The following is a 21,944-nucleotide window of genomic DNA, read 5'->3' as shown; positions in this document are numbered from 1 at the left end:
CTCCGTTTAATTTATTTCCATTTTGGATTATACTACATTACGATCTGATAATCAACGCATCCAATGAGTTTACACAATGTTCAATCTTTGAAAGCCATGCGCTTTTCTTCGCGGATGAAAGATCCAGTACAAATACAGGATGCTCCCCGGCACTGACAGAGAGTTCCTTCGGAAATTCGTTCAGCACATCCGGGATCTTCTCCACCTGCACATTTGCCTCCGGATTCATCTCAAAGAATACTTTCTCGCCCTTCTGTTTCACATCCGTCATATAGGCGTGGTGAGCCATAGATTTTAACAGAGCGATATGGAGCAGATTGACCACCGCTGCCGGGAGATCGCCGAAACGGTCCAGGAGCTCATCCTGCATATCTTCCAGCTCATCCTTCGTCTCGATGGCAGATATCCGTTTATAAAGCTCCAGCTTCTCCACTTCGTTTCTGATATAGGCGGATGGAAGAAAGGCATCAATATTCAGATCCAGTGTCGTGTCAAAATCCGTATCCTCTGAAAGTTCTCCTTTGAGTCTCAGCACTGCGTCATTGAGCATCTTACAGTACAGATCATATCCCACCGCTTCCATATGGCCGGACTGTTCTTCCCCCAGCAGATTTCCCGCTCCCCGAATCTCCAGATCCCGCATGGCGATCTTGTATCCCGATCCCAGGTCCGTAAATTCCCGGATCGCCTGGAGCCTTTTCTCCGCTGTCTCTTTTAATAAAGTGTCCCTTTTGTACATTAAAAATGCAAATGCGTTCCGGTTGGAGCGCCCGACGCGTCCCCTGAGCTGATATAACTGGGAAAGTCCCAGCTGGTTGGCGTCATGAATGATCATCGTGTTCACGTTCGGTATATCCAGCCCGGTCTCAATGATAGTCGTGGAGACGAGCACGTCGATCTCCTTTTCCATAAACTGCATCATGATATTTTCAAGTTCCCTCTCCCGCATCTGTCCGTGGGCAAATGCCACTTTTGCATTGGGCAGGAGTTTCTGGAGCTCACTCGTGATCTCCGCAATGTTATTGACCCGGTTATATACATAGTATACCTGACCGCCTCTCGTCATCTCCCGGTGGACTGCTTCTTTTACGAGCTCCTCGTTGTATTCCATCACATAAGTCTGGATCGCTCTTCGGTCGTGGGGAGGTTCCTCTAAAATGCTCATATCCCTGATCCCGATCAGACTCATATGCAGCGTCCTCGGAATCGGTGTTGCGGAGAGAGAAAGCACGTCCACATCTTTCTTCAGTGTCTTGATCTTCTCTTTATGTCCCACGCCGAAACGCTGTTCTTCATCTATGATCAAAAGTCCCAGGTCTTTATACTTCACGTCTTTGGAAAGGAGCCGGTGTGTCCCGATGACCACATCCACGATTCCTTTTTTCAGGCCTTCCATCGTCTCTTTCTGTTCCCTGGGAGTACAGAATCTGGACATCACCCTGACGGTCATCGGATAATTCTGAAAGCGCTCGCAGAATGTATTGTAGTGCTGCTGGGCAAGAATCGTTGTAGGTACCAGATATGCCACCTGTTTTCCGTTGGTCACAGTCTTGAAGGCCGCCCGGATGGCTACTTCCGTCTTTCCGTATCCCACATCCCCGCAGATGAGCCGGTCCATGATTTTCGTACTTTCCATGTCCCGCTTCACGTCCTCTATGGCATTGAGCTGGTCCTGCGTTTCCTCATAAGGAAACATTTCCTCAAACTCTCTCTGCCAAACCGTATCTTTATCATAGACATACCCTTCTTTGGCCTGCCGGACCGCATACAGCTCCACCAGCTCTTTGGCGGTTTCACGCACCTGGCCCCTGACCCGTTTCGTGGTCTTCTTCCACTCATTCCCTCCCAGCTTGTTAAGCCGGGGCTTCTTTGCATTGGCGCTGGCGTATTTTGCGATCTGGTCCAGGGCCGAGGCAAGAATAAACAGATTGTCCCCGCCTTTATACTCGATGCTGATATAGTCCTTCTCGACGTTGTTTACGGTGATTTTTTCAATTCCCCGGTAGATTCCGACGCCGTGCTTTTCATGAACTACATAGTCGCCGATGGAAATATCCGCGAAGTTCTTTATCTTCTCGCCTTTTCCCTTAAAAGCGGCTTTCTTCCTGCGTTTTTCTTTCCTTCCGCTGAAAATATCGCTCTCAGAGATCAGCACCCATTTCGTCTCCGGGTATTCGATGCCGCTCTTTAATTTGCCTGGCGTGATGACGATCTGTCCGGGAACCATATCTTCTGACGGTTTCTTATCGTATGTGACAGTCAGTCCGCTGTCTCTCATATCCTCAGCCAGGCGCTTTGCTCTGGTCACCGAAGGGGAGACAACAAGAATCCGATATTCTTTTTTCTGGTACCTTCTCAGGTCCTTGATCAGCTGCTCAAAGCTGTTGTTGTAGGACTGGACAGACTTTGTCTCCATGAAAAATGTGTCTGCCGCCTTCGCAGCCTTCACCTCAGATGCCAGTGAAGCCAAGAAAACGGCCGGCTGTTTCAGCAGGCGGTTCAGAGCCTCGTCAAAACAAGCTACCGTATCCATCTGCCCCGGCAGCAGATATCCGGCCTCCAAACGGCTTTTCATGCTCTCCGTAAACTCCAGGAAAAAGCCCCGTCCCCTCTCTTCCACATGCTGCGGCTCATCCACATAGACCGCGGTATTTTTCGGGAAATAGTCAAGGAAACACACCAGCCTGTCATAAAAATACGGAAGATATCCTTCTACTCCGATGAGCATGGAAAGTTCCGAGAGCTCTTCTCTGATCCTCTGAAATTCCTTCGTGAGCCTGACCTCTTTGTCCGTCTCAAAGGCTTTGTGGAACGTCTCTTTCAAGTCCTGATACTCGGCCTCGATCTTTTTTAGTCCCTGTGAGATCCGTTCTTCGCTTAAAACAATCTCCGTGGCAGGATAGACCGTCAGACTCTTTACTTCTTCAATGGACCGCTGACTCTGGGCATCAAAACTGCGAATCGAATCGACCTCCTCCCCCCAGAGTTCAATCCTGTACGGGCAGTCCGATGTAAACGGGTAAATGTCGATGATCCCGCCCCTGACCGCAAATTCTCCGGCCGCCTCTACAAATGGAGTCCTCTCATATCCCATAGCGGTAAATTTTTTCGTAATCTCCTGCTCGGAAACCTCTGTCTCCAGGCTGATCATCACCCGGTTTTTCTTGATCTCCGCAAGGGGTACAACCCGGTCCATCAGGGCGTCGACAGAAAGGACGAAGACACCTCCCTGTCCTTTAATGATACTCTCGATCCCCCTGAGCCGTTCTTTTGCAATGGCATTTCCATGGATGTCGGCGCTGTAAAACAGCGGGTCTTTGGCAGGAAAGTAGACGGCGTCTTCCCCGAAGAACCGATAGTTTTCCACCCACTCCTTGGCCTTATTCTCATCTGCTGTCACGATCACCTTATAGTTACCGCGCTTCTTTTTTCCTCTCAGTGCACTGACCAGATGGGCTTTTGCCCCGTCCGTACATCCTGACACTAAAACAGGGCCCTGATTGTTCTCAAGGCCTGTTTTTATCTGTTCAAACACTGCATCATTCTCAAAAATATGATCTAACACGTCTCATTCCTTACTTTCTGCTGCGGTTACTTCCTCGCTTTTTTATTATATTGGTTCATAGCCCCGGATATGTCATCTATCACCATAAGTTTCACCGCATTGTCCACATCCGGAAACACATCATCATAAATTTCCAGTTCATTCTTTAAAAAATGGCCCAGCACGTAGTCTGCCAGATCATATCCCTTGGGCTTTTCTCCGACTCCTATTTTTACCCGCGGAAAATCCATGCTTCCCAGATGGCTGATGATGCTCTTGATCCCGTTATGGCCTCCGGCACTGCCCTTTCTCCTGATCCTGAGCTGCCCTACGTCCAGAGAAATATCATCGAATATTACAATAAAGTCTGAAGGCTCCAGTTTGTAAAAGTCCATGATTCCCCGAAGGCTCTCCCCGCTTAAGTTCATAAAGGTCTGCGGCTTTACGAGCAGTACCCTCTGTCCTCCTAAGTATCCGCTTCCGATGAGCGCCTTATGCTTTTTTGAAGAAATTTCTATCTGGTTTTTCCCGGCAATATAATCAATGGCTTCAAAGCCGATGTTGTGTCTGGTCCGTTCATACTGTCTTCCGGGATTGCCCAGTCCGACGATTACTTTCATTTTGCTGCTCCTTTGTCCTGATTCCTTTTCTTTTCAAATAAGTCTGGAACCAGTATAACAAAAGATTATAAATTTTGAAAGAAGTCTCTTGTTTTCATCACCTTCTGCATCATATGGTCAAATCCTTCCGGTGTCAGTGACTGAGGGCCGTCGCAAAGTGCCTTGGCCGGATTGTTGTGTACCTCTACCATCAGGCCGTCGGCGCCCGCCGCAATGGCGGCAAGGGCCATAGGCTCTACCATGAAACGGATGCCTGTGGCGTGAGAAGGATCTACGATAACCGGGAGATGGGATTTCTTCTTGATCATCGGAATGGCGGACAGATCCAGCGTATTTCTCACCGCGGTCTCGTAAGTCCTGATCCCCCGCTCACACAAGATCACGTTCTCATTCCCGCCTGCCATGATGTACTCGGCGCTCATAAGCCACTCGTCAATGGTACAGGCCATTCCTCTCTTTAAAAGAATTGGTTTATCTATCTTGCCAAGTTCTTTTAACAGTTCAAAGTTCTGCATATTTCTGGTTCCCACCTGGATCAGGTCCACACCCTCAAACAGAGGAAGATGGCCGGCATCCATGATCTCTGTCACCACGGGAAGACCCGTGGCTTTTTTAGCCTCCAGCAGAAGCCTGAGCCCCTCATCGTGGAGCCCCTGGAAAGCGTAAGGTGATGTCCTCGGCTTAAATGCCCCTCCGCGCAGAAGACCTGCTCCTGCTTCTTTTACCTTCTGTGCCACTTCTGTCATCTGCTCTTTCGTCTCAATGGAGCACGGACCGGCGATCACCTGAAACTCTCCTCCGCCTATCTTTACTCCCGCGATATCCACAGCCGTGTCATTCGGATGGAACTTCCTGTTTGCCTTCTTGTATGGTTCCTGAATCCGCTGCACGGTCTCCACAATATCATTTGCCATCACATGGTCGACATCGACCTTGGATGTGTCCCCGATCAGCCCTAAAAGCTGGGTGTTGATCCCTGCAGATTCATGAATGGCAAAGCCCTGGGATACCATCTCCTGCTTTAATTCTTCCACCTGCTGTTTTTCTGCGTCATTCTTTAAAATAATAATCATTGTACTTTTCCTCCTTGAAAATTAAATAGATTTTTGCCTGCGAACAGGAAAGGTTATAACCTTTTCTGTGAAATAAAAAGGACCTGTATTCCACTACAAGAATACAGGTCCTAAAAATGATCTTTACCGATGGATCTTTCTACCGGATTTCAGGAGATGATTCATTGTAGCGCAAAAAGCCGGGATTAAAATAATAACCCCAGAAATAAAATGAAAAACCATATGTATTTGTCATTTTACCTTTTGCTGACATGATAATCTCCGAATATTGCTGCTTTCGTTCTGAATTAATAACTTTTATCTATCAAACCAATAGCTTATGCCTATTAATTTACACGATTGTCTCGTTCTTGTCAAGTTAAATCGTCCTGTACTGCCACTTGCCTTTTATGTACCGGATCAGGAAAAGCACGGCCCGCACCGCCCAGTCCAGTGTCATTGCGACCCATACTCCAAACACTCCCCATCCAAGCCATTTCCCGAGGACAAAGCTGAAAAAGATTCGAAAGATCCACATAGAAATGATTGCGGTGACCATCGTGTACTTTACATCATTGGAAGCCCTGAGAGTATTGGGCAGAGTAAAGGAAACAGGCCAGATCGTCACACAGCACAGTGTGTGGTACAGCAAGATCTTTCTTGTAATGGCCGCGGTCTCCGGCGACAGATGATATGCCCGGATGATCACAGGAAGCATGGCAACAATAAACAGGTTAAACACGATCAGGGAAGCGTAGGCGATCTTTAACAGTTTCTTTGTATAATACCGGGCTGCCTCATAATCATTGGCACCTACACATCTGGATACAACAGTCAGCACCGCAAGCCCTACTGCCATTCCCGGGATGATCTCAAACATAGCCACCATGTTGCTGACTGCATTGGCCGTGATCGATGCAGTCCCAAACCCGGCAACCAGGCTTAAAACAAGAATCTTTCCAAGCTGAAACATGCTGTTTTCCACCCCGTTGGGGACACCGATCTTCAATATTCTGCCGACCAAAAAACCTTTGAACTTGAAATTAAAATTTCTGCTGATATGGACTGCCTGATTCCTGTTTTTCAAAAGCACAAGGATCACTGCCGCAGCGATTACCCGGGATGCCAGCGTAGGAATCGCCGCTCCTTCCACGCCCATTCCCACACCGTAGATCAGGACAGCGTTGCCTATGATATTGACAGCATTCATAAAGAGTGACATCTGCATGGCTGTCTTGGAATTCCCCATAGTCCTGAACAAGGCCGCACATCCGTTGTAAACTGCCAGAAACGGAATCGACGCCGTCACGATCAGAAGATAAACTTCCGCGCTGTGCATAACTGCCGGTTCGATGGCCCCGAAAACTCCGTGGAGGATAAAGCCTCTCATTGCATAAATGCCGGCCATGATCACCGCAGCCAGGGCTGAAATAAATAAGATCAGCTGGTCTGCGGTCTTGCAGGCCATCACGTGCTTTTTCTGGCCCAGATACTGGCCTGCCACCACGGCTCCCCCGGTGGCCAGAGCCGAAAACATGTTGATGAGCAGAATCATGATGCTGTCCACCAGAGACACCCCTGAGACCGCCGCCTCTCCCACGCTGGAGATCATAATGGAGTCGGCAAGACCCACGGTTACCGTCAGAAGCTGTTCGATGATCAGCGGAATGATCAGCTTTTTCAAATCTTTATTGGTAAATAATTCCTTTCTTTTTTCCATTCCCTATTTCTTTTCTCCGTTTTTTCTGTCGATGCTGTCGACCATGTAAGCGATTGCCTGATCGCCCGTAATATTGCAGGCCGTCCCAAAGCTGTCCTGGGAAAAATGAAGAGAAATGATCAGCTGGCTCATCGGGTCTGTAAAATGAAGCATAGATTTGATGAGGCCGAGAGCCGCCATGACTCCGCCTCCCGGAACTCCCGGAGCCGCCACCATGGTAATACCCAGCATAAAAATAAACGGAAGAAACATGGACAATGTCGGCGTCAGTCCGTTGGCGAGCATAATACCCATGGAACCGATTACCAGACAGATCGTGTCTCCGGAGAGATGGATTGTCGCACATAATGGAATGACAAAGTCTGCAATATCTTCTGACACACCGCTGTCCTTACTGCTTTCAAGGTTTACCGGGATCGTCGATGCGGAAGACTGTGTACCCAGTGCCGTAAAATACGCCGGCGCAATGCCTCTTAAATTCTTAAACTTGTTCTCTTTCGTAAACAGTGTGGATATCAAAAACTGAAATGCAATGTAAAGCCACTGAAAGATCAGGATCATCACATACAGTTTAACAAACATCTTTATGGTCGGAAGCAGTTTCCCTTCGGCTGCTATTTTACTGAACAGCCCTGCCACGTAAAACGGGATCATCGGTATGATAATCTTGTTTAATGTCTTGGTGATGATCTCCTGAAGATCCTTTAAACAAAGCAGCAGCGTATCATTTTTACTGTTTGCGATTCCAAGTCCTAAAAGGAACGCCAGGATCAGAGCCGTCATAACTCCGAACACCGGGTCAGCCTGAATCGCAAAGATGGCTTCAAAAGACCTGGTCTGGATCTCGCTGCCGGTGATCCGCTGAATCAGGTAAGGAAGAAGTGCCTTTCCCGCAAAAAATGCACTGATCCCTGCGATCACCGTAGATGCGTATGCGAGCAGCAGAGTCACCCCAAACAGCTTATTGGCCTTCTTCCCCAGGTCGGCCAGTCCTGCGGCCACAAAAGAAAGAATCAGCAGCGGAATAATAAAATTTAAAAATGTACTGAACAATGTAGTAAAAGTAACAAAAAGACGGATTACGCCTTTAAAGATAAACGTATCCCCGACGCCGAATATATCTCCGGCAGAGCCGATCAGCATACCCGCTGTGATACCGATCAGCAGCCGGATCAGCAGGCCTAATTTTTTCTTCTTCATATAAAATAATTCTCCCTATTTTTCTCTGTTCTGAACGGCAGAAAACAGTCTGCCCCACAAAATACTATTATACGACGTGAAAAAAAAGATAACAAGGGGCAACAGGATTTTCAAAAGGACAAAGTGGTCAAGACCACCTCATCTCCCCAACCTCTCATTCTTTGAGGGTCTTGATAACTTTGCGTGCCAGATACGATTTGACGCAGTCAAATAATTTCCTTATGCATCTGTGTACAGCTCGCAGAGCGTTTTTATTTCATAGGGAAGGTCGCAGAACTTTCCTATGAAATGAAAAAACACCAGACTTTCGTCTGATGCTTTCAGCAGTCGGGGCAACAGGATTTGAACCTGCGACCTCGTAGTCCCGAACCACGCGCTCTACCAAGCTGAGCCATGCCCCGCTTTTGCTATTATATTACGTCTGGCCCCAAAATGGAAGAGGAAATTTCATTTTTTTTTAAAATTATTGTATATTTTTCTGTACTTTATTTGTCAGTCTTCAATAAAGCTTGAAAAACAGCGCCCGACATTGGCTTTACAAAATAATATCCCTGGATTTCATCACATTTCAGTTTCCTCAAAAATTTGTACTGCTCCTCTGTCTCGACCTCCTCCGCCGTGAGACGGATACCCAGACCTCTCGACAGATCAATAATGCTCCTTACGATCTTCTCTCCTTTGCTCTCCCCGATATCGTCCACAAACTTTTATCAAGCTTCAGCACATCAATCGGCATGGTGCCAAGCATCGTCATGGAAAAGTAGCCCGTTCCAAAGTCATCCATAAGCACAGAAAAACCGATGCTGTGAAGTTCATCTATAATATTTCTCAGCAGCACCTCAGCCTCTGACATGACGCTTTCCGTAATCTCCAGCGGGACCAGCTCCGGAGAAATTTCATATTCTCTGAGAATATCCTGATATTTTTTAATAAACGAACTATAAAAAGCACAATCTTTATTTTCAGATGCTGAGCTCTGCAAGCTTTTTCTCTGTTTGTTTCCTGCTTTTAAATACGATTCCTTCGTATCCATATAGTTTTGCCGCGGTAATATTTTCCTCCATATCATCGATAAAGACAGGCTCTTCCGGATGCATAAGAATATTCTTCGGTCATCTTGTGAATGCGCTCATAGAGCAGGTCAATCTGCTCTTTATATTCCGGCGCCAGCGAATAAAATGCTTCTCCTTCAAAACCCAGCCTCAAAAATAATCTCTCCTACCCAAAATCTTCAAGAACATTTCTTATATCAAATATCACATTTTTAATTATCCGTTCCTCCCACTATGTATTCAGAAAAAAAATCTCAGGCTCAGCCCTCTTTGTATACTGTTCTTCCAATTCTGTCTTATGGTACAGATACCCTTCATCCTCATAATATTTTGCATGTCTCGGGCATTTCTTGATACAGGCCCCGCATTTAATGCAGATCCCGTCCACTGTCCCAACATCTTCACGCCTTATAGAACCCATGGGGCAGACTTTTGCACAGATTCCGCAGCCGTCACAGTCCCCGGAGGTTAAGGGCTTTACTTTTCTGATATCAATGAATTTTCCTTTTCTGTCTCTGGGCCGGTAATAGCCTCTGTATGGCTTCCGGATCCCTTTTACGTATACCGGACGGCTGTAATCTTCTTTTTCAGTCCTCTTCAAACGTTCGCAGAGCCCGAATGCAAACTCCCTTATAAGGCTCACATCCCTGTTATCCGGCCGCCCCCTGCCCAAGGTATCCGAAAAAGAGTGTTCGCCCACGAAAGCTGCTGCTGCCACAGTATGAAACCTGTTCTGCTCTAAAAGATCCCGAAGCTCGATCAGGGCATCGTCATAGTTTCTGTTGCCGTAAACCGTGACCGGCACCGCACAGGCATGATTTCCCTTGATATACTCTTTCAGAAAGTCAAGCAGAACATTTGGCACTCTCCCCGCATATACCGGCGTCCCGAAGATCACAAGATCCCGGGGTCCAAAAACAAGAAGATCCTTTCTTGAAGCAGGCAGCGTAAAGTCATATTCACAGTACTCTGCACGCAGTGTTCGGGCCGCCTCCCCGGCTAAAACCGTCACAATTTTCTTCGTTGTATCTGTAGCGCTGAAATAAACTGCCCAGACTCTTTCAATTTCCATCGGCTAATCCTCCTTTCATCTATTATAACTTCTCGGAATCTTCAGCCCTGATTTTATAAGGCTTTCAGACCCTATCTCAAAAAAATCACCCACTTTTTTTAAAAACACTTGACAAATCGCTCAAAATTTGCGGCGAAGCCGATTGATTATATTTTATTTCAATCGATTGGAGGCGATTTCTTTGTTACCTACTAATCCCGGCGGACATGCCGCCTATCAGGATACTTTCGTATCCGAGTTTCTGAATTTTTATCCTGATCCCTTTGTGCTTTCCAAAAACACCTGGGATTATATCGTGCAGTTCTGGTATCTCGATCTTTCACCTACTGATTCTATCATGCGGGACTGCTACTCTGTCTTTGGACCGGAACCCCGGCTTCCTTCCTGCATGCTGCGTTCTTACCTGCTTGCCCTGAAACTGAAAGTGACTTCCATTACCGTCTGGTGCCGTATGCTCCGGGAAACTCCCCTTTATGCCATCCTCAGTGGCTTCCCTTTCGGAGATACTCCCGGTGTTGGTACCTTTTACGATTTCTTCTCCCGTATTTGGCAGGATGACTCCAACAACTCTTCTCCGAAAGACCGGTTTCCTAAAATGAAACCCCTTAAGGGAAAAAAGAAAGGCGATAAGACTCCCTGCGATTCTTCCAGTACAGCTTCAAAACTTCTTCCTTTGTTGGAACGCTGGCACTTTAAAGCAGATAATCCTTTTTATCTGATATTCCGTCTTTATCATCAGCAGTTCCTAAGCCTTTCTGTCCGTAAAGGCCTGATTGATCCGGAGCACCTTGCTCTGGCCGGTGACGGAACTCCTGTCCGTACTGCTGCTCAGCAACGGAAAAAAAGGATCTGCGGCTGTAAGGAAAAGGGCCGTTCTTCCTGTAACTGCAAGCATCATTATTCCCAACCGGACTGTAACTGGGGATGGGACTCCCACCGGGAATGCTATTTCTTCGGTTACCACCTCTACATGTATGTGGCTTCTGATTCCTACAGCGATCTCCCTGTATTTCCGCTTTTAGAAAGAGCGTCCCGACATGATATGCTTTCTTTTCTTCACTCCTTTTTTACAATGAAAGCATACCTCCCGGAATTCCGTATTGAGAAACTCCTCCTGGATTCCGCCCATGATGCTTATGCTGTCTATGAATACTGCCGGAAGGAAAAGATCTCTCCTTTTATTGACCTCAATCCTGGCCACACCGGACATTTTACCTATAAGGACGATTTCACTATTGACGGCGATGGTGTCCCTGTCTGTAAGCTGGGCTTACGCATGCACAAAGATGGATATGAGGTTGCCAAACACCGGGCAAAATACCGGTGCCCGAAATCAAACCGCAAATGCGGCTGCTTCTGTGAGCATCCCTGCTCACCGGCGAAATACGGCAGAACCGTACACATCTTCACCGATGATAATCCAAGGTTATTTAACATACCGCCAAGGGACAGTAAAGCATGGGAAAAGGAATATGACAGAAGGACTTCCGTGGAACGCTCCAACAAGCGTGAGAAAGAAGACTATAAACTAGAAGACGGCAGACACCGCTCTACGAAGATGTGGTACTGCCGCCTCTACGGCATCATGATGCTGCAACATCTTGATGCCTGGGAAATGCCGCCAACGGAGGCATTTCAAGAATCATTATTAAGTTTAGCCGCTTAATGATGATATCTTACCCCATACCATAGAATTTTTCAAGGCATAGCTTCCTCTATGTCCAACGTTTATGCCCTTTTTTGCCAAATCTCTATTCCTGCACGATATTCAGTTTTCAAATTTCAGTTAGAATCTAATTCATTGAGATTCCGAGAAGTTATTATTATATCAACTGCCCGCAGTGTTTGCCATTGAAAGAAAAAAAATACTCGGACCAGATTGACTGACCGAATTAATCGTGGGATACTTATGATGACATTTTCCACATGATTTCCCGTTCGGCTCTTAGAATGCCTCACTCCAATCATGCAGAAAATGGACGTAATATCAACTGGATAGGTATCCATCAGACAAGTATCTTTATCCAACGAAAGTATTTTAACGCTATTGGAGGAACGCATTTCAAAGCGTGACGGAAATAGTGGTAAAAAACTCATATTTTGAAAGGTGATAGAACATATGAAGACTTCAGATGATTTAAGATCGCTGTTAGAGCGTATCGATCATAAAGGCTATCCTGCCTATAAAGACACCAGAGGAAGCTACCGGTTCGGCGGCTATACCCTGCATATTGACCATGTACAGGGAGATCCCTTTGCCTCTCCCTCCAAAGTAAGCATCAGTATTCCCGGCAGAAACGCCGGATTTCCTGCCCGGCTTTTTGACCTGTCCCATAAGCGGATCGCACTGCAGGACTATCTGACCCGCATCTTCGGCAGAAAGCTTGAATCCTATAATTTTAAGGCAAAGGGCTCAGGAAAGAGCGGGCTCATTTCCATCAGCAAATGCGGACAGGAGATACTGGAACGGACTGCCCTGCTGATTCATCCGGATTCCGGTGATATTTCCGTCCATTTTGAGATCGGATTTCCTGCCAGGGGCCGGACCATCGCCGCATTTGAACTGATCAAAATCCTGTTTGACTTTCTTCCCGACTGTGTATTGTCTTCCTTCTATTATAAGAAGCTTAACGTAGGCGCCGTCGAAGATGTGATCAGCCTTGCCGAAGATCAAAAATATATTCGTGACCAGCTTCCGAAGCTGAATCTCTGTGCTTTTGTAGCAGATGGTTCTGTCCTCCCAAGGGAGAGCGGGGTATCTCCGCGTCCGATGAGGCAGGCTGTGGCTTTCCATTCGCCGGACTCCCTGAAAGTCACATTAAATCTTCCTCATCACGGTCCCCTCTCCGGCATGGGAATACCAAAAGGCATTACCTTGATCGTAGGCGGGGGCTATCATGGAAAATCAACACTGCTGAAAGCATTGGAATTAGGTGTTTACAACCATATAAGAAATGACGGCCGTGAATATGTCATCACCGATGACACGGCGGTAAAACTCCGCGCAGAGGACGGGCGCAGCATAAAAAACACAGATATTTCCCTGTTTATCAATAATCTTCCAAACGGAAAAGATACGGTTTCTTTCTCCACTGAAGACGCCAGCGGCAGCACCTCCCAGGCGGCCAATGTGATCGAGAGTATGGAGGCCGGAACTTCTCTTTTCCTCATCGATGAAGACACCAGCGCCACCAACTTTATGATTCGTGACGAACTGATGCAGAGAGTGGTCCACAGGGATCATGAGCCTATTACTCCGTTTATTGAACGGGTCCGGGGACTGTATGAAGACCACGGTATTTCTTCCGTCATTGTGGCAGGAAGCTCCGGGGCCTATTTCCAGGTTGCCGACCACATTTTACAGATGGACCGCTATGTGCCGAGGGAGATCACAGACTTTGCAAAAGAGGAGTCCAAAGCCTTTCCGCCGGTAACAATTCCGAAAGAAAAGCCGGACAGCCCTTCTTTTCACCGTGTTGTAAACCCCAGCCGTCCGTCCCTGAAAAACAGCCGGAACAAATTAAAAACCCTCGGAAAAGACGCATTCCAGATCAACAAAGAGACTGTGGACCTGCGGTATGCAGAACAGATCTGTGACTCTGAGCAGACAACAGCTCTCGCCTATGCTCTGCTTTATGCCCAGCTGCATCTGATCGACGGCAGAAAAGACCTGCGCCAAATCGCAGAGGAACTTTTAGCGCTCATCGACGCCAAAGGGCTTGCGGCGATACTGGACAGCGGATATGTGAGATCTAATCTGGCAATGCCGAGACGGCAGGAGATCCATGCGGCGTTCAACCGCTGCAGAAAGCTTTAGACATATTTATGAAGTGCTTGACATAGGAAGCTGAGACCTTTATAGTTATCTTATCAACGAAAAGAAAGGGTGAGTACAATGATATTCGGAAAATTATGTATTGATGAAAGCTCCATACAATTTGATGATTCAAAACATTGTACGGAGCCAAGATTATGAAGAAGTATGCCAAACACTGATGGAGACATCAGGTTTTGTTTGTATGTTTTTCACAGCTGGAAATAAATCATACCTGGGCAGCGGACAATGTTTTGTCTGCTGCCTTTTGTATTTTTTATTTATATGAACAGAGGGCACACCCTTTTAATGATGCCCTCTGCTTTTTTGAAAGGAACATGAAAATGAAAGAAAAACAAAACCTGACCAAAGGAAACATTACAAAAAATCTGGTCCTGTTCGCACTCCCTCTCCTGTCAGCTAATCTGCTGCAATCATTTTACAGCATCGCAGATATGCTGGTGGTCGGAAGGACCGTCGGAAAAGCCGGGCTTGCCGCTGTAAGCAACGCCTCCATGCTCTGTTTTATTATTAATTCTTTCTGCCTGGGAATCACCATGGGCGGGACTGTACTGATCGCCCAATTTAAAGGAGCCGGCGACATAAAAGGCCAGGCGGAAACAACCGGAACGCTTTTTTCAGTTACCTTTATCGCTTCGCTTTTTATAACCATACTTGGACTTCTATTCTGCAGACCGCTTTTTATTTTATTAAAAATTCCTGCCGATGCAATGCAGGATGCCTGTGCATACATGGAAATCATCTGCTGGGGAACTGTTTTTGTATTTGGGTATCATTCCGTTTGCTCGGTTATGAAGGGGCTCGGAGATTCAAAGAGTCCGCTTTACTTTGTCGCGGTGGCTGCTGCCGTTAATATCATACTGGATCTGCTTTTAGTCTCTTATCTGGGAATCGGAACGAGAGGAGCGGCTTACGCGACAGTTTTTTCCCAGGGTATTTCACTTGTAACCGCAGTCATTCATCTGAAACGCAGGAACTTTGTCTTTGATTTTAAAATCAGAAACTTTGCGGTCAAAGCCGATAAGCTGGCAGTCATTATGAAAATTGGTCTGCCGGCGGCCGGCCAGATGATCATCGTCAATATTTCTTATCTATTGATTACAGGTATGCTCAACAATTTCGGTACAGCCGCCGCAGCGGCATCCGGTGTCGGGCTGAAAATCAATACTTTTGCAGGCATGCCGTGCTGGGCTGTGGGGCAGGCAGTCACAGCCATGGCCGGTCAAAATATAGGTGCAAATGATATCCGGCGCGTGAAAAAAACAACCCTGACCGGTCTCCGTCTCAATGTCATGGTGACGCTGTTCTCTGTTCTGATCGTCCAGATCTTTGCTGAGCCCATCATTATGCTGTTTGACCCCTCGAGTCCGGAGGTCCTGAAAAGCGGGATTTTGTACCTCCGAATATGCTGTGGTGCAAACAGTCTGGTCTATGCAGTTATGTATACGTTTGATTCCTTCGCAATCGGTATAGGTTCTTCCCATATTGCCATGGTAAATGCAGTTTTAGATGCCGTCATCGTACGCCTGCCCCTGAGCTGGCTGTTTGCATTTCCTCTTAAACTGGGATTCCCCGGAATCTATCTGGGGCAGGCTCTGTCATCCCTGCTGCCTGCCATCGCCGGTTTTTGCTATTTTAAAAGCAAGAAATGGGAACAAAAAGAATCGGCTGCACAGCAGGGATGAAAAGAACAAAGTGGGCAAGCCCACTTCAACGCCCCAACCCCTCACTCTTTGAGGGGCTTGACAACTTTGCGTGCCAGATGCAATTTGCCGCAGGCAAATAATTTCCTTACGCATCTGTGCACAACCCGCGGAGCGTTTTTATTTCATAGGGAAGGTCGTAGAACTTTCCTATGAAGATTAGGGTGTCAAAAGGTCATTGACCTTTGATATAAATTTGTACCTTGAAAATTTAACACGATATATCAATCCATCCGAACATTTGGTAAAATATAAATATCAAATATCGAGGTGATTCGCATGTGTTTTGTATCAAATAATAGTCAACAAATGTCGTTGACTGACAGCACATTTAACCTGACAGAAAGAGAACGTAGGTTTCTTGAAAAATCATGGGCAAAGACTTTTTCGGATAGGATTTTTCCTGCCATAAACGAAGATATATTTTCTGTATTGTATAGTAGTAAAGCTTCTCGTCCAAATACTCCCGTAAATGTCATCGTTGGTGCATTGATTCTCAAAGAAGCACTTGGTGATAGTGATGATGAACTTGTTCAGGCTCTAATGTTTGATATACGGTATCAGCATGCTCTTCATACTACTAGTTTTGAAGAACAGCCCTTGAGCGACAGAACTCTGAGTAGATTTCGTGCAAGATGCCTTGCTTATGAAACAGAAACCGGTATTGACCTGATTCATATATGTGTTACCTCTTTATCAAAAGAAATATCTGAATTTATGGGGCTTACCCCTTCTATGCAGAGAATGGACAGTATGATGATCGCGGCAAATATCCGGAATCTTTCACTATTAGAGCTTTTCTATACTTGTACTGCAAATTTAGCAAAAGTTATGGTTAGCAGAGGGGTTACTCTTCCAGAAAAGCAAAAACATTATGTGGAAAAGGATGATTACAATGCGTTTATCTATCACCAGCGTAAGCTAGATGCTAACGAAAGAACAATTGTTGTAATGCATGATGCCGAAAAACTTCTGGAACTCTGCGAAGGAGATTTTGATGATACCAGCGAATATCAGCTGTTGATACGTTTACTCAAAGAACAAACCATCTTCAATGACGATGGGACCCGCAGGTTGCGTGAAAAAAAGGAAAAAGAGGATCCATCAAAAGTGTTGTTAAATCCATCTGATCCGGAAGCCACTTTCCGAAAAAAAGCAGGAGGTAAACATTTAGGATACGTAGCAAATCTCACAGAAACCGTAGGGGAAAACAAAAGCCTGATCACCGATTATGCGTACGAACAAAACATATACGGAGACAGCCAATTCATGAAGGATCATTTAGCCAAGGAACCGATATATAAACAGGAAGTATTACTGATTGCCGATGGTGCTTACGGCAGTGAGGTTAATGTTGCCGAAGCTGCTAAACATAGAATCCGACTTATCACTACGAATTTTACCGGGAGAAAACCGGCTGATATTTTTGCAGAGTTTATTTTTAGCGAAGATGGGCATGAACTGTTGGAGTGTATCAATCATAAAAAGCCATATCAGTTCCGCTATGATGAGCACAATGACCGTTGTGATGCGTTGTTTAAAAAATGTGACTGTGCAGACTGTCCATACCTGGCAGAATGCAAACCACGTTTACGCCAAAACAATGCGTTAAAAGAACTGTCTTGGAAAGCAGTCAATCGAGCAAAACAACTTCGTTTTATGAAAACAGAAGAATTCAAGCAGTATGCACATTTCCGAAATGGAGTAGAATCATTACCTTCACTGCTTCGCAGAAAATATCATGCCGACAAAATCCCAACACATGGCAAAAAACAGACTCGTCTGCATTTCGGATTCAAAGTCGCAGCTTTGAATTTTCAAAAGCTATTGGATTATGAAAATAGCTTGGTTTATTGTGCCTCTGAAAAAGAGATAGCATAATTAATACTCAAAACATCAAGCTCACCTTCTGTTGATTGTTCTAAATTTAATATTCTCAAACCAATTCGTGTTAAATTTTCAAGGTACAAACAAAATCAGATATTTATTAATATGTCTTTTGACACCCTAATCCTATGAAATAAAAAACATCCGGGATGGCAGCAAATCAGCTGTTCCCGGATATTTCTTTTTTTACATTTTTCTTTCAAACACTTTATAAGAGATTACATAAGTGAGCAGGAAGATCCACATAAGTATTCCTACGACACTGATCAAGACCGGATACCACAGCCCTCCAATCAGACAGATGAGATAAAGTGCCATGATCGTCCGGTGGAGGCAAATCTGTATGCCTTCTTTCCAATCTCCTGATTTCTCTCGTCGGTATTGCTGAGCCGCATTTCTTTCAGCTTTTTTCGGATTTTTCAATACGAGCTGAAACCGTATCCAAAGGACCACGGTTGCTGTCATGATTCCTGACCCCACTCCTGCATACGTCGATATCATATGTTCATTGATCTTATTTTCTCCTGACTGCCCTCCCATATTCTTCATCATTCCTGGCATTGCCTGCACAAAATAATCCTAACATAAGTTTTCCTCCTCCTGATCAAATATAAAAATATCCTCGATCGTTACTCCAAAAAACTGCGCAATCTTGTGGGCCAGCACCAGCGAGGCTTTGTACCTGCCGTTTTCCAGAGAGATAATGGTCTGCCGGGTCACCCCTACGGATTCGGCCAGCTCCATCTGTGTCACCTTTTGATCCTTTCTCAATTCCTGAATTCTTGTTTTCATATGCACACCCTTTTTTGTATAGTTTGCTTTACAATATCAGTATAGTTCGCTTTACATTTAATGTCAAGCATATTTTACATTCCTCTGTTTACATGCTTTCTGTCCTGTGTTAGAATCTTTACTATCACTGATATTTACTATGAGAATGGAGTCTTATATTATGGATACTTATAAAAAATTCATCAAATATTACGGTCCTTACAAGGCTGTTTTCTTTTTTGATCTGCTCTGCGCGGCCTTCATCAGCATCGTAGATCTGGCATACCCGCAGATACTCCGAACCCTTACAAATACACTGTTTTTAAAGGAATCTTCCGTGATCCTTAAAAATATCTTTGTTATCGGAGGAATTCTGCTGATCTTCTATATCCTCCAGGCATTATGCAAGTATTATGTAAGCTGCCAGGGGCATATCATGGGTGCCCAGATGGAAAGGGATATGCGCAGGGAACTGTTTGAACACTATGAGAATCTCTCATTTTCCTATTATGACCAGAACAACACAGGACAGATGATGAGCCGCTTAGTGTCCGACTTATTTGATATTTCCGAATTTGCGCACCACGGTCCGGAAAACCTGTTCATCTCCGTGGTAAAGATCATCGGATCGTTTATTTTTCTTTTTATCATCCAGTGGAAACTGGCATTGATCCTGTCTGCGGTAGTGCTGATGATGATCCTCTTTTCGGCCCGCCAGAATAAACGGATGCAGGCCACCTTCCTGGATAACCGGAAAAAGATCGGTAACATCAACGCAACCCTTCAGGATTCTCTGGCCGGCATCAGGATCGTACAGTCCTTTGCCAATGAAGATATTGAACGGGAAAAGTTTCATCAGGGGAATGAAGGCTTCCTCATGTCCAAGCGGGATAACTACAAAGCCATGGGAACCTTCCAGGGCGGCAATACGTTCTTTCAGGGTATCATGTATCTGGTAACTCTCGTGGCGGGAGGCTGCTTCATCGCCGCCGGTCAGATGACTCCCGGAGATCTGGCAATGTATGCCCTGTACATCGGTATTTTTATCAGCCCGATCCAGATCCTCGTAGAGCTCACTGAAATGATGCAGAAAGGACTGTCCGGTTTCCGGCGTTTTCTGGATATTATTGAGACAGAGCCTGAGATCGTCGATCTGCCGGGCGCAGAACCTATCGCCGATCCGGACGGCAATATCGCCTATAAGGATGTCAGCTTTGGCTATGAAGACAACGAAGTGGTTCTGGACCATGTTTCATTTGAGATTGAGTCGGGAAAGTCCGTGGCCCTGGTGGGACCGTCCGGAGGAGGAAAAACTACGATCTGTTCCCTTCTCCCAAGGTTTTATAACGTAAGCGGCGGCACCGTTTCCATCGGAGGCCAGGATATACGAAGAATGACTCTTCAGAGCCTGAGAAATTCCATCGGCATCGTCCAGCAGGACGTTTACCTGTTCGGAGGGACCGTCCGGGATAATATTGCATACGGAAAACCGGAGGCCTCCATGGAGGAGATCATCGAGGCAGCCAAAAAAGCTAACATCCACGGCTTTATTGCGGAACTCCCCGACGGTTATGACACCTTTGTGGGAGAGCGGGGTACCCGGCTTTCCGGCGGGCAGAAACAGCGGATCTCTATTGCCCGTGTGTTTTTAAAGAATCCTCCAATCCTGATTCTCGATGAGGCAACAAGTGCATTAGATAATGAAAGTGAACGCCACATTCAAAAAAGTCTGGAAGAGCTGTCCAAAAACAGGACGACGATCACCATCGCCCACCGGCTTTCTACGATTAAACATGCCGATGAGATCCTCGTCATAGATGACCATACCATCCAGGAACGCGGTTCCCACAGAGAGCTGTTAAAACAGGACGGAATGTACGCAAAATATTACAAAATGCAGTTTGAGGGATTGGAAACCTTTGAAATCTAAAACAATGGGGCCGCACGCATCAAACGTTCGGTCCCATTTTATATATCCACATGACAATGAATTGCTATCTCACGACATATTTAAGCTCCGGCAGCGCTTTCATACTGTACAATGAATATATCTGCCCCGGCGCACTGTTCAATCACTTCATCCTCTGTCATCTTTTTATTTTACACATATCATCACTCTAAAATGGCACCTGTGCTGCCTGATGTGACACTCCTGGCATACCTTTTCAGGTATCCGTTTTTTAATTTCTGCTGTCTTGGCATCCACCTGCTTTTTCTGTTTTTGATCTCATTTTCATCCACCAGCAGCCGGATTTTATGATCGGGGATATTAATTTCAATAAGGTCCCCGTCTTCCACCAGGGCGATGGGTCCTCCTACGGCCGCCTCCGGCGAAACATGGCCGATGGCCGCTCCTCTTGTGGCGCCTGAGAATCTGCCGTCCGTGATCAGTGCCACGCTGTCTCCCAGACCGCTGCCCATGATAGCAGATGTAGGATTCAGCATCTCCCGCATGCCCGGTCCCCCTTTTGGGCCCTCATAACGGATGACCACCACATCTCCGGATTCGATCCTGCCGGCATAGATTGCTTCGAGGGCTGCTTCCTCACCGTCAAAGACTCTTGCCCTTCCTCTGTGGCTGAGCATCTCTTCTGCCACCGCAGACCGTTTCACCACACATCCTTCCGGCGCCAGATTTCCCTTCAGCACAGCAATTCCGCCGGTCCTGCTGTAAGGCTCCTCTGCCGGCCGGATAACTGTCTTATCCCTGATTTCTTTTCCTTTGATATTCTCAGCTACTGTCTTTAAAGTACATGTAGGCAGATCATCACCTGCCGTTTCTTTTGCCTGTATAAATTCAAACTACAAATTTTCTATATTTAATTCCTTCATAGCATGCAGGATATGAATTCTCATAGCGCTCCTGGCCCCCTCCGCATTTCTGGCTTCCAGAAACTCCATGATCAGCTGATGATCCTTTAAGGTATCCTGTACCGCCATCTCTTTCTGTCTGGACAGCGTGACTCCCTCTCCGATCCCCTGATAGATCACAGGCATCAGCTGATTCATAAATTCATTGTGGGTTGCCTTTGCAATGGACCTGTGGAACATCTGCTCATCTTTTGTCCGGTCTTCCTCCCTGCGGACCTTCTCTTCCACCCGGCGTCCAAATGCGAGAATACGGTCAAGTTCTTTATCACTTGCCCTAAGCGCCGCATAGTAGGCAGCCTCCGGTTCAAAGATCAGCCTCATCTCATAGAGTTCCCTTACATTTACCTTAACATCTTTCAGAGGCGTGAGCAGCTTCACATCATCCGTGTCAATATCCTGTTTCACAAATGTCCCCCGGCCCCTTTGAATCTCCAGAATACCGTTGGCGACCAAGGCCCGGACCGCTTCCCGCAGCGTCGTCCTGCTGATCTCCATCTCCTGTGAGAGTTCATTTTCATTGGGCAGTTTATCACCGGGCAAAAACCGTTTCTCAACCGTGATCATTGCAAGAATTTCCTCTGCCGCACTGTCTGAAAGCCTTTTTTCTCCCATCTCTT

The 21,944-nt window shown here is 46.2% G+C and carries 15 protein-coding genes, 1 tRNA gene and 2 pseudogenes; 5 read left to right on the top strand and 13 right to left on the bottom strand.

The annotated features are described in order from the left end of the window. Nucleotides 1–37 precede the first annotated feature (37 nt). The 9 genes and pseudogenes from mfd to P8F77_RS01660 all read right to left on the bottom strand — a co-directional run bounded on the left by mfd (nucleotide 38) and on the right by P8F77_RS01660 (nucleotide 10,260). Nucleotides 38–3,565, bottom strand: coding sequence for a transcription-repair coupling factor (mfd, locus tag P8F77_RS01700; RefSeq protein WP_148459705.1), 3,528 nt, complete (start codon nucleotides 3,563–3,565; stop codon nucleotides 38–40). Between the two features lie 26 nt (nucleotides 3,566–3,591). After that, nucleotides 3,592–4,164 carry an aminoacyl-tRNA hydrolase gene (pth, locus tag P8F77_RS01695; RefSeq protein ID WP_148459706.1) on the bottom strand — a complete coding sequence of 191 codons (573 nt, stop codon included), beginning with the start codon at nucleotides 4,162–4,164 and terminating at the stop codon, nucleotides 3,592–3,594. A gap of 65 nt (nucleotides 4,165–4,229) precedes the next feature. Then, nucleotides 4,230–5,237, bottom strand: coding sequence for a 3-deoxy-7-phosphoheptulonate synthase (gene aroF, locus P8F77_RS01690; protein WP_287519417.1), 1,008 nt, complete (start codon nucleotides 5,235–5,237; stop codon nucleotides 4,230–4,232). Nucleotides 5,238–5,595: 358 nt separating this feature from the next. After that, a complete protein-coding gene (locus P8F77_RS01685; protein WP_024728770.1) occupies nucleotides 5,596–6,936 on the bottom strand; it encodes an MATE family efflux transporter in 1,341 nt (446 codons plus the stop codon). A 3-nt stretch (nucleotides 6,937–6,939) separates the two neighbouring features. Next, nucleotides 6,940–8,136, bottom strand: coding sequence for a dicarboxylate/amino acid:cation symporter (locus P8F77_RS01680; RefSeq protein WP_024728771.1), 1,197 nt, complete (start codon nucleotides 8,134–8,136; stop codon nucleotides 6,940–6,942). 327 nt (nucleotides 8,137–8,463) lie between these two features. Beyond that, a tRNA-Pro gene (locus P8F77_RS01675) sits at nucleotides 8,464–8,537 on the bottom strand. An 84-nt stretch (nucleotides 8,538–8,621) separates the two neighbouring features. Beyond that, nucleotides 8,622–9,118: pseudogene (locus P8F77_RS01670) on the bottom strand (EAL domain-containing protein). Nucleotides 9,119–9,201: 83 nt separating this feature from the next. Next, nucleotides 9,202–9,342 (bottom strand): hypothetical protein, encoded by a 141-nt coding sequence (locus tag P8F77_RS01665; protein ID WP_235824606.1) that lies wholly within the window; start codon nucleotides 9,340–9,342, stop codon nucleotides 9,202–9,204. Nucleotides 9,343–9,420: 78 nt separating this feature from the next. Then, nucleotides 9,421–10,260, bottom strand: coding sequence for a 4Fe-4S binding protein (locus P8F77_RS01660; RefSeq protein ID WP_270433506.1), 840 nt, complete (start codon nucleotides 10,258–10,260; stop codon nucleotides 9,421–9,423). 181 nt (nucleotides 10,261–10,441) lie between these two features. On the opposite strand from P8F77_RS01660, the gene P8F77_RS01655 reads away from it, so the two are divergent. The 4 genes from P8F77_RS01655 (at nucleotide 10,442) to P8F77_RS01640 (ending at nucleotide 17,679) form a co-directional block, all read left to right on the top strand. Next, complete coding sequence (locus P8F77_RS01655) at nucleotides 10,442–11,926, top strand: hypothetical protein (RefSeq protein WP_287518697.1); 1,485 nt, start codon at nucleotides 10,442–10,444, stop codon at nucleotides 11,924–11,926. Between the two features lie 453 nt (nucleotides 11,927–12,379). Then, entirely contained in the window at nucleotides 12,380–14,077 is a 1,698-nt protein-coding gene (locus P8F77_RS01650) for an ABC-ATPase domain-containing protein (protein WP_148459711.1), read from the top strand. 341 nt (nucleotides 14,078–14,418) lie between these two features. Beyond that, on the top strand, nucleotides 14,419–15,780 hold the full coding sequence (locus P8F77_RS01645) for an MATE family efflux transporter (protein WP_024728775.1): 1,362 nt from the start codon (nucleotides 14,419–14,421) through the stop codon (nucleotides 15,778–15,780). A 297-nt stretch (nucleotides 15,781–16,077) separates the two neighbouring features. Beyond that, the gene (locus tag P8F77_RS01640) at nucleotides 16,078–17,679 is read left to right on the top strand and encodes a transposase (RefSeq protein ID WP_347256053.1); all 1,602 of its coding nucleotides are present in this window, start codon (nucleotides 16,078–16,080) and stop codon (nucleotides 17,677–17,679) included. A gap of 192 nt (nucleotides 17,680–17,871) precedes the next feature. Here P8F77_RS01640 and P8F77_RS01635 read toward each other — a convergent pair whose 3' ends face one another. Continuing rightward, nucleotides 17,872–18,255 carry a hypothetical protein gene (locus tag P8F77_RS01635; protein WP_347256247.1) on the bottom strand — a complete coding sequence of 128 codons (384 nt, stop codon included), beginning with the start codon at nucleotides 18,253–18,255 and terminating at the stop codon, nucleotides 17,872–17,874. A 9-nt stretch (nucleotides 18,256–18,264) separates the two neighbouring features. Beyond that, entirely contained in the window at nucleotides 18,265–18,477 is a 213-nt protein-coding gene (locus P8F77_RS01630) for a helix-turn-helix transcriptional regulator (RefSeq protein WP_024728776.1), read from the bottom strand. Nucleotides 18,478–18,637: 160 nt separating this feature from the next. Here P8F77_RS01630 and P8F77_RS01625 point away from each other — a divergent pair, with 160 nt between their 5' ends. After that, a complete protein-coding gene (locus tag P8F77_RS01625) occupies nucleotides 18,638–20,386 on the top strand; it encodes an ABC transporter ATP-binding protein (RefSeq protein ID WP_303008767.1) in 1,749 nt (582 codons plus the stop codon). Nucleotides 20,387–20,568: 182 nt separating this feature from the next. On the opposite strand, the pseudogene P8F77_RS01620 reads toward P8F77_RS01625, so the two are convergent. Both P8F77_RS01620 and P8F77_RS01615 read right to left on the bottom strand, forming a co-directional pair. Next, nucleotides 20,569–21,213 (bottom strand): annotated as a pseudogene (locus P8F77_RS01620) (dihydroxy-acid dehydratase); the annotation flags it as partial. Between the two features lie 45 nt (nucleotides 21,214–21,258). Beyond that, nucleotides 21,259–21,939 carry a FadR/GntR family transcriptional regulator gene (locus P8F77_RS01615; protein WP_024728779.1) on the bottom strand — a complete coding sequence of 227 codons (681 nt, stop codon included), beginning with the start codon at nucleotides 21,937–21,939 and terminating at the stop codon, nucleotides 21,259–21,261. Nucleotides 21,940–21,944 lie beyond the last annotated feature (5 nt).

The organism is Anaerostipes sp. PC18, assembly GCF_039789045.1.
GTDB lineage: Bacteria > Bacillota > Clostridia > Lachnospirales > Lachnospiraceae > Anaerostipes > Anaerostipes hominis.
This window is presented reverse-complemented; position numbering and strand designations above follow the sequence as displayed.

Bases quoted from the DNA above. Each gene is read 5' to 3' on its own strand.
- P8F77_RS01640 (WP_347256053.1), top strand. From the start codon at position 16,078: ATGTGTTTTGTATCAAATAATAGTCAACAAATGTCGTTGACTGACAGC.
- P8F77_RS01650 (WP_148459711.1), top strand. From the start codon at position 12,380: ATGAAGACTTCAGATGATTTAAGATCGCTGTTAGAGCGTATCGATCAT.
- pth (WP_148459706.1), bottom strand. From the start codon at position 4,164: ATGAAAGTAATCGTCGGACTGGGCAATCCCGGAAGACAGTATGAACGG.
- aroF (WP_287519417.1), bottom strand. From the start codon at position 5,237: ATGATTATTATTTTAAAGAATGACGCAGAAAAACAGCAGGTGGAAGAA.
- P8F77_RS01685 (WP_024728770.1), bottom strand. From the start codon at position 6,936: ATGGAAAAAAGAAAGGAATTATTTACCAATAAAGATTTGAAAAAGCTG.
- P8F77_RS01645 (WP_024728775.1), top strand. From the start codon at position 14,419: ATGAAAGAAAAACAAAACCTGACCAAAGGAAACATTACAAAAAATCTG.
- P8F77_RS01615 (WP_024728779.1), bottom strand. From the start codon at position 21,939: ATGGGAGAAAAAAGGCTTTCAGACAGTGCGGCAGAGGAAATTCTTGCA.
- P8F77_RS01660 (WP_270433506.1), bottom strand. From the start codon at position 10,260: ATGGAAATTGAAAGAGTCTGGGCAGTTTATTTCAGCGCTACAGATACA.
- P8F77_RS01630 (WP_024728776.1), bottom strand. From the start codon at position 18,477: ATGAAAACAAGAATTCAGGAATTGAGAAAGGATCAAAAGGTGACACAG.
- P8F77_RS01625 (WP_303008767.1), top strand. From the start codon at position 18,638: ATGGATACTTATAAAAAATTCATCAAATATTACGGTCCTTACAAGGCT.
- P8F77_RS01680 (WP_024728771.1), bottom strand. From the start codon at position 8,136: ATGAAGAAGAAAAAATTAGGCCTGCTGATCCGGCTGCTGATCGGTATC.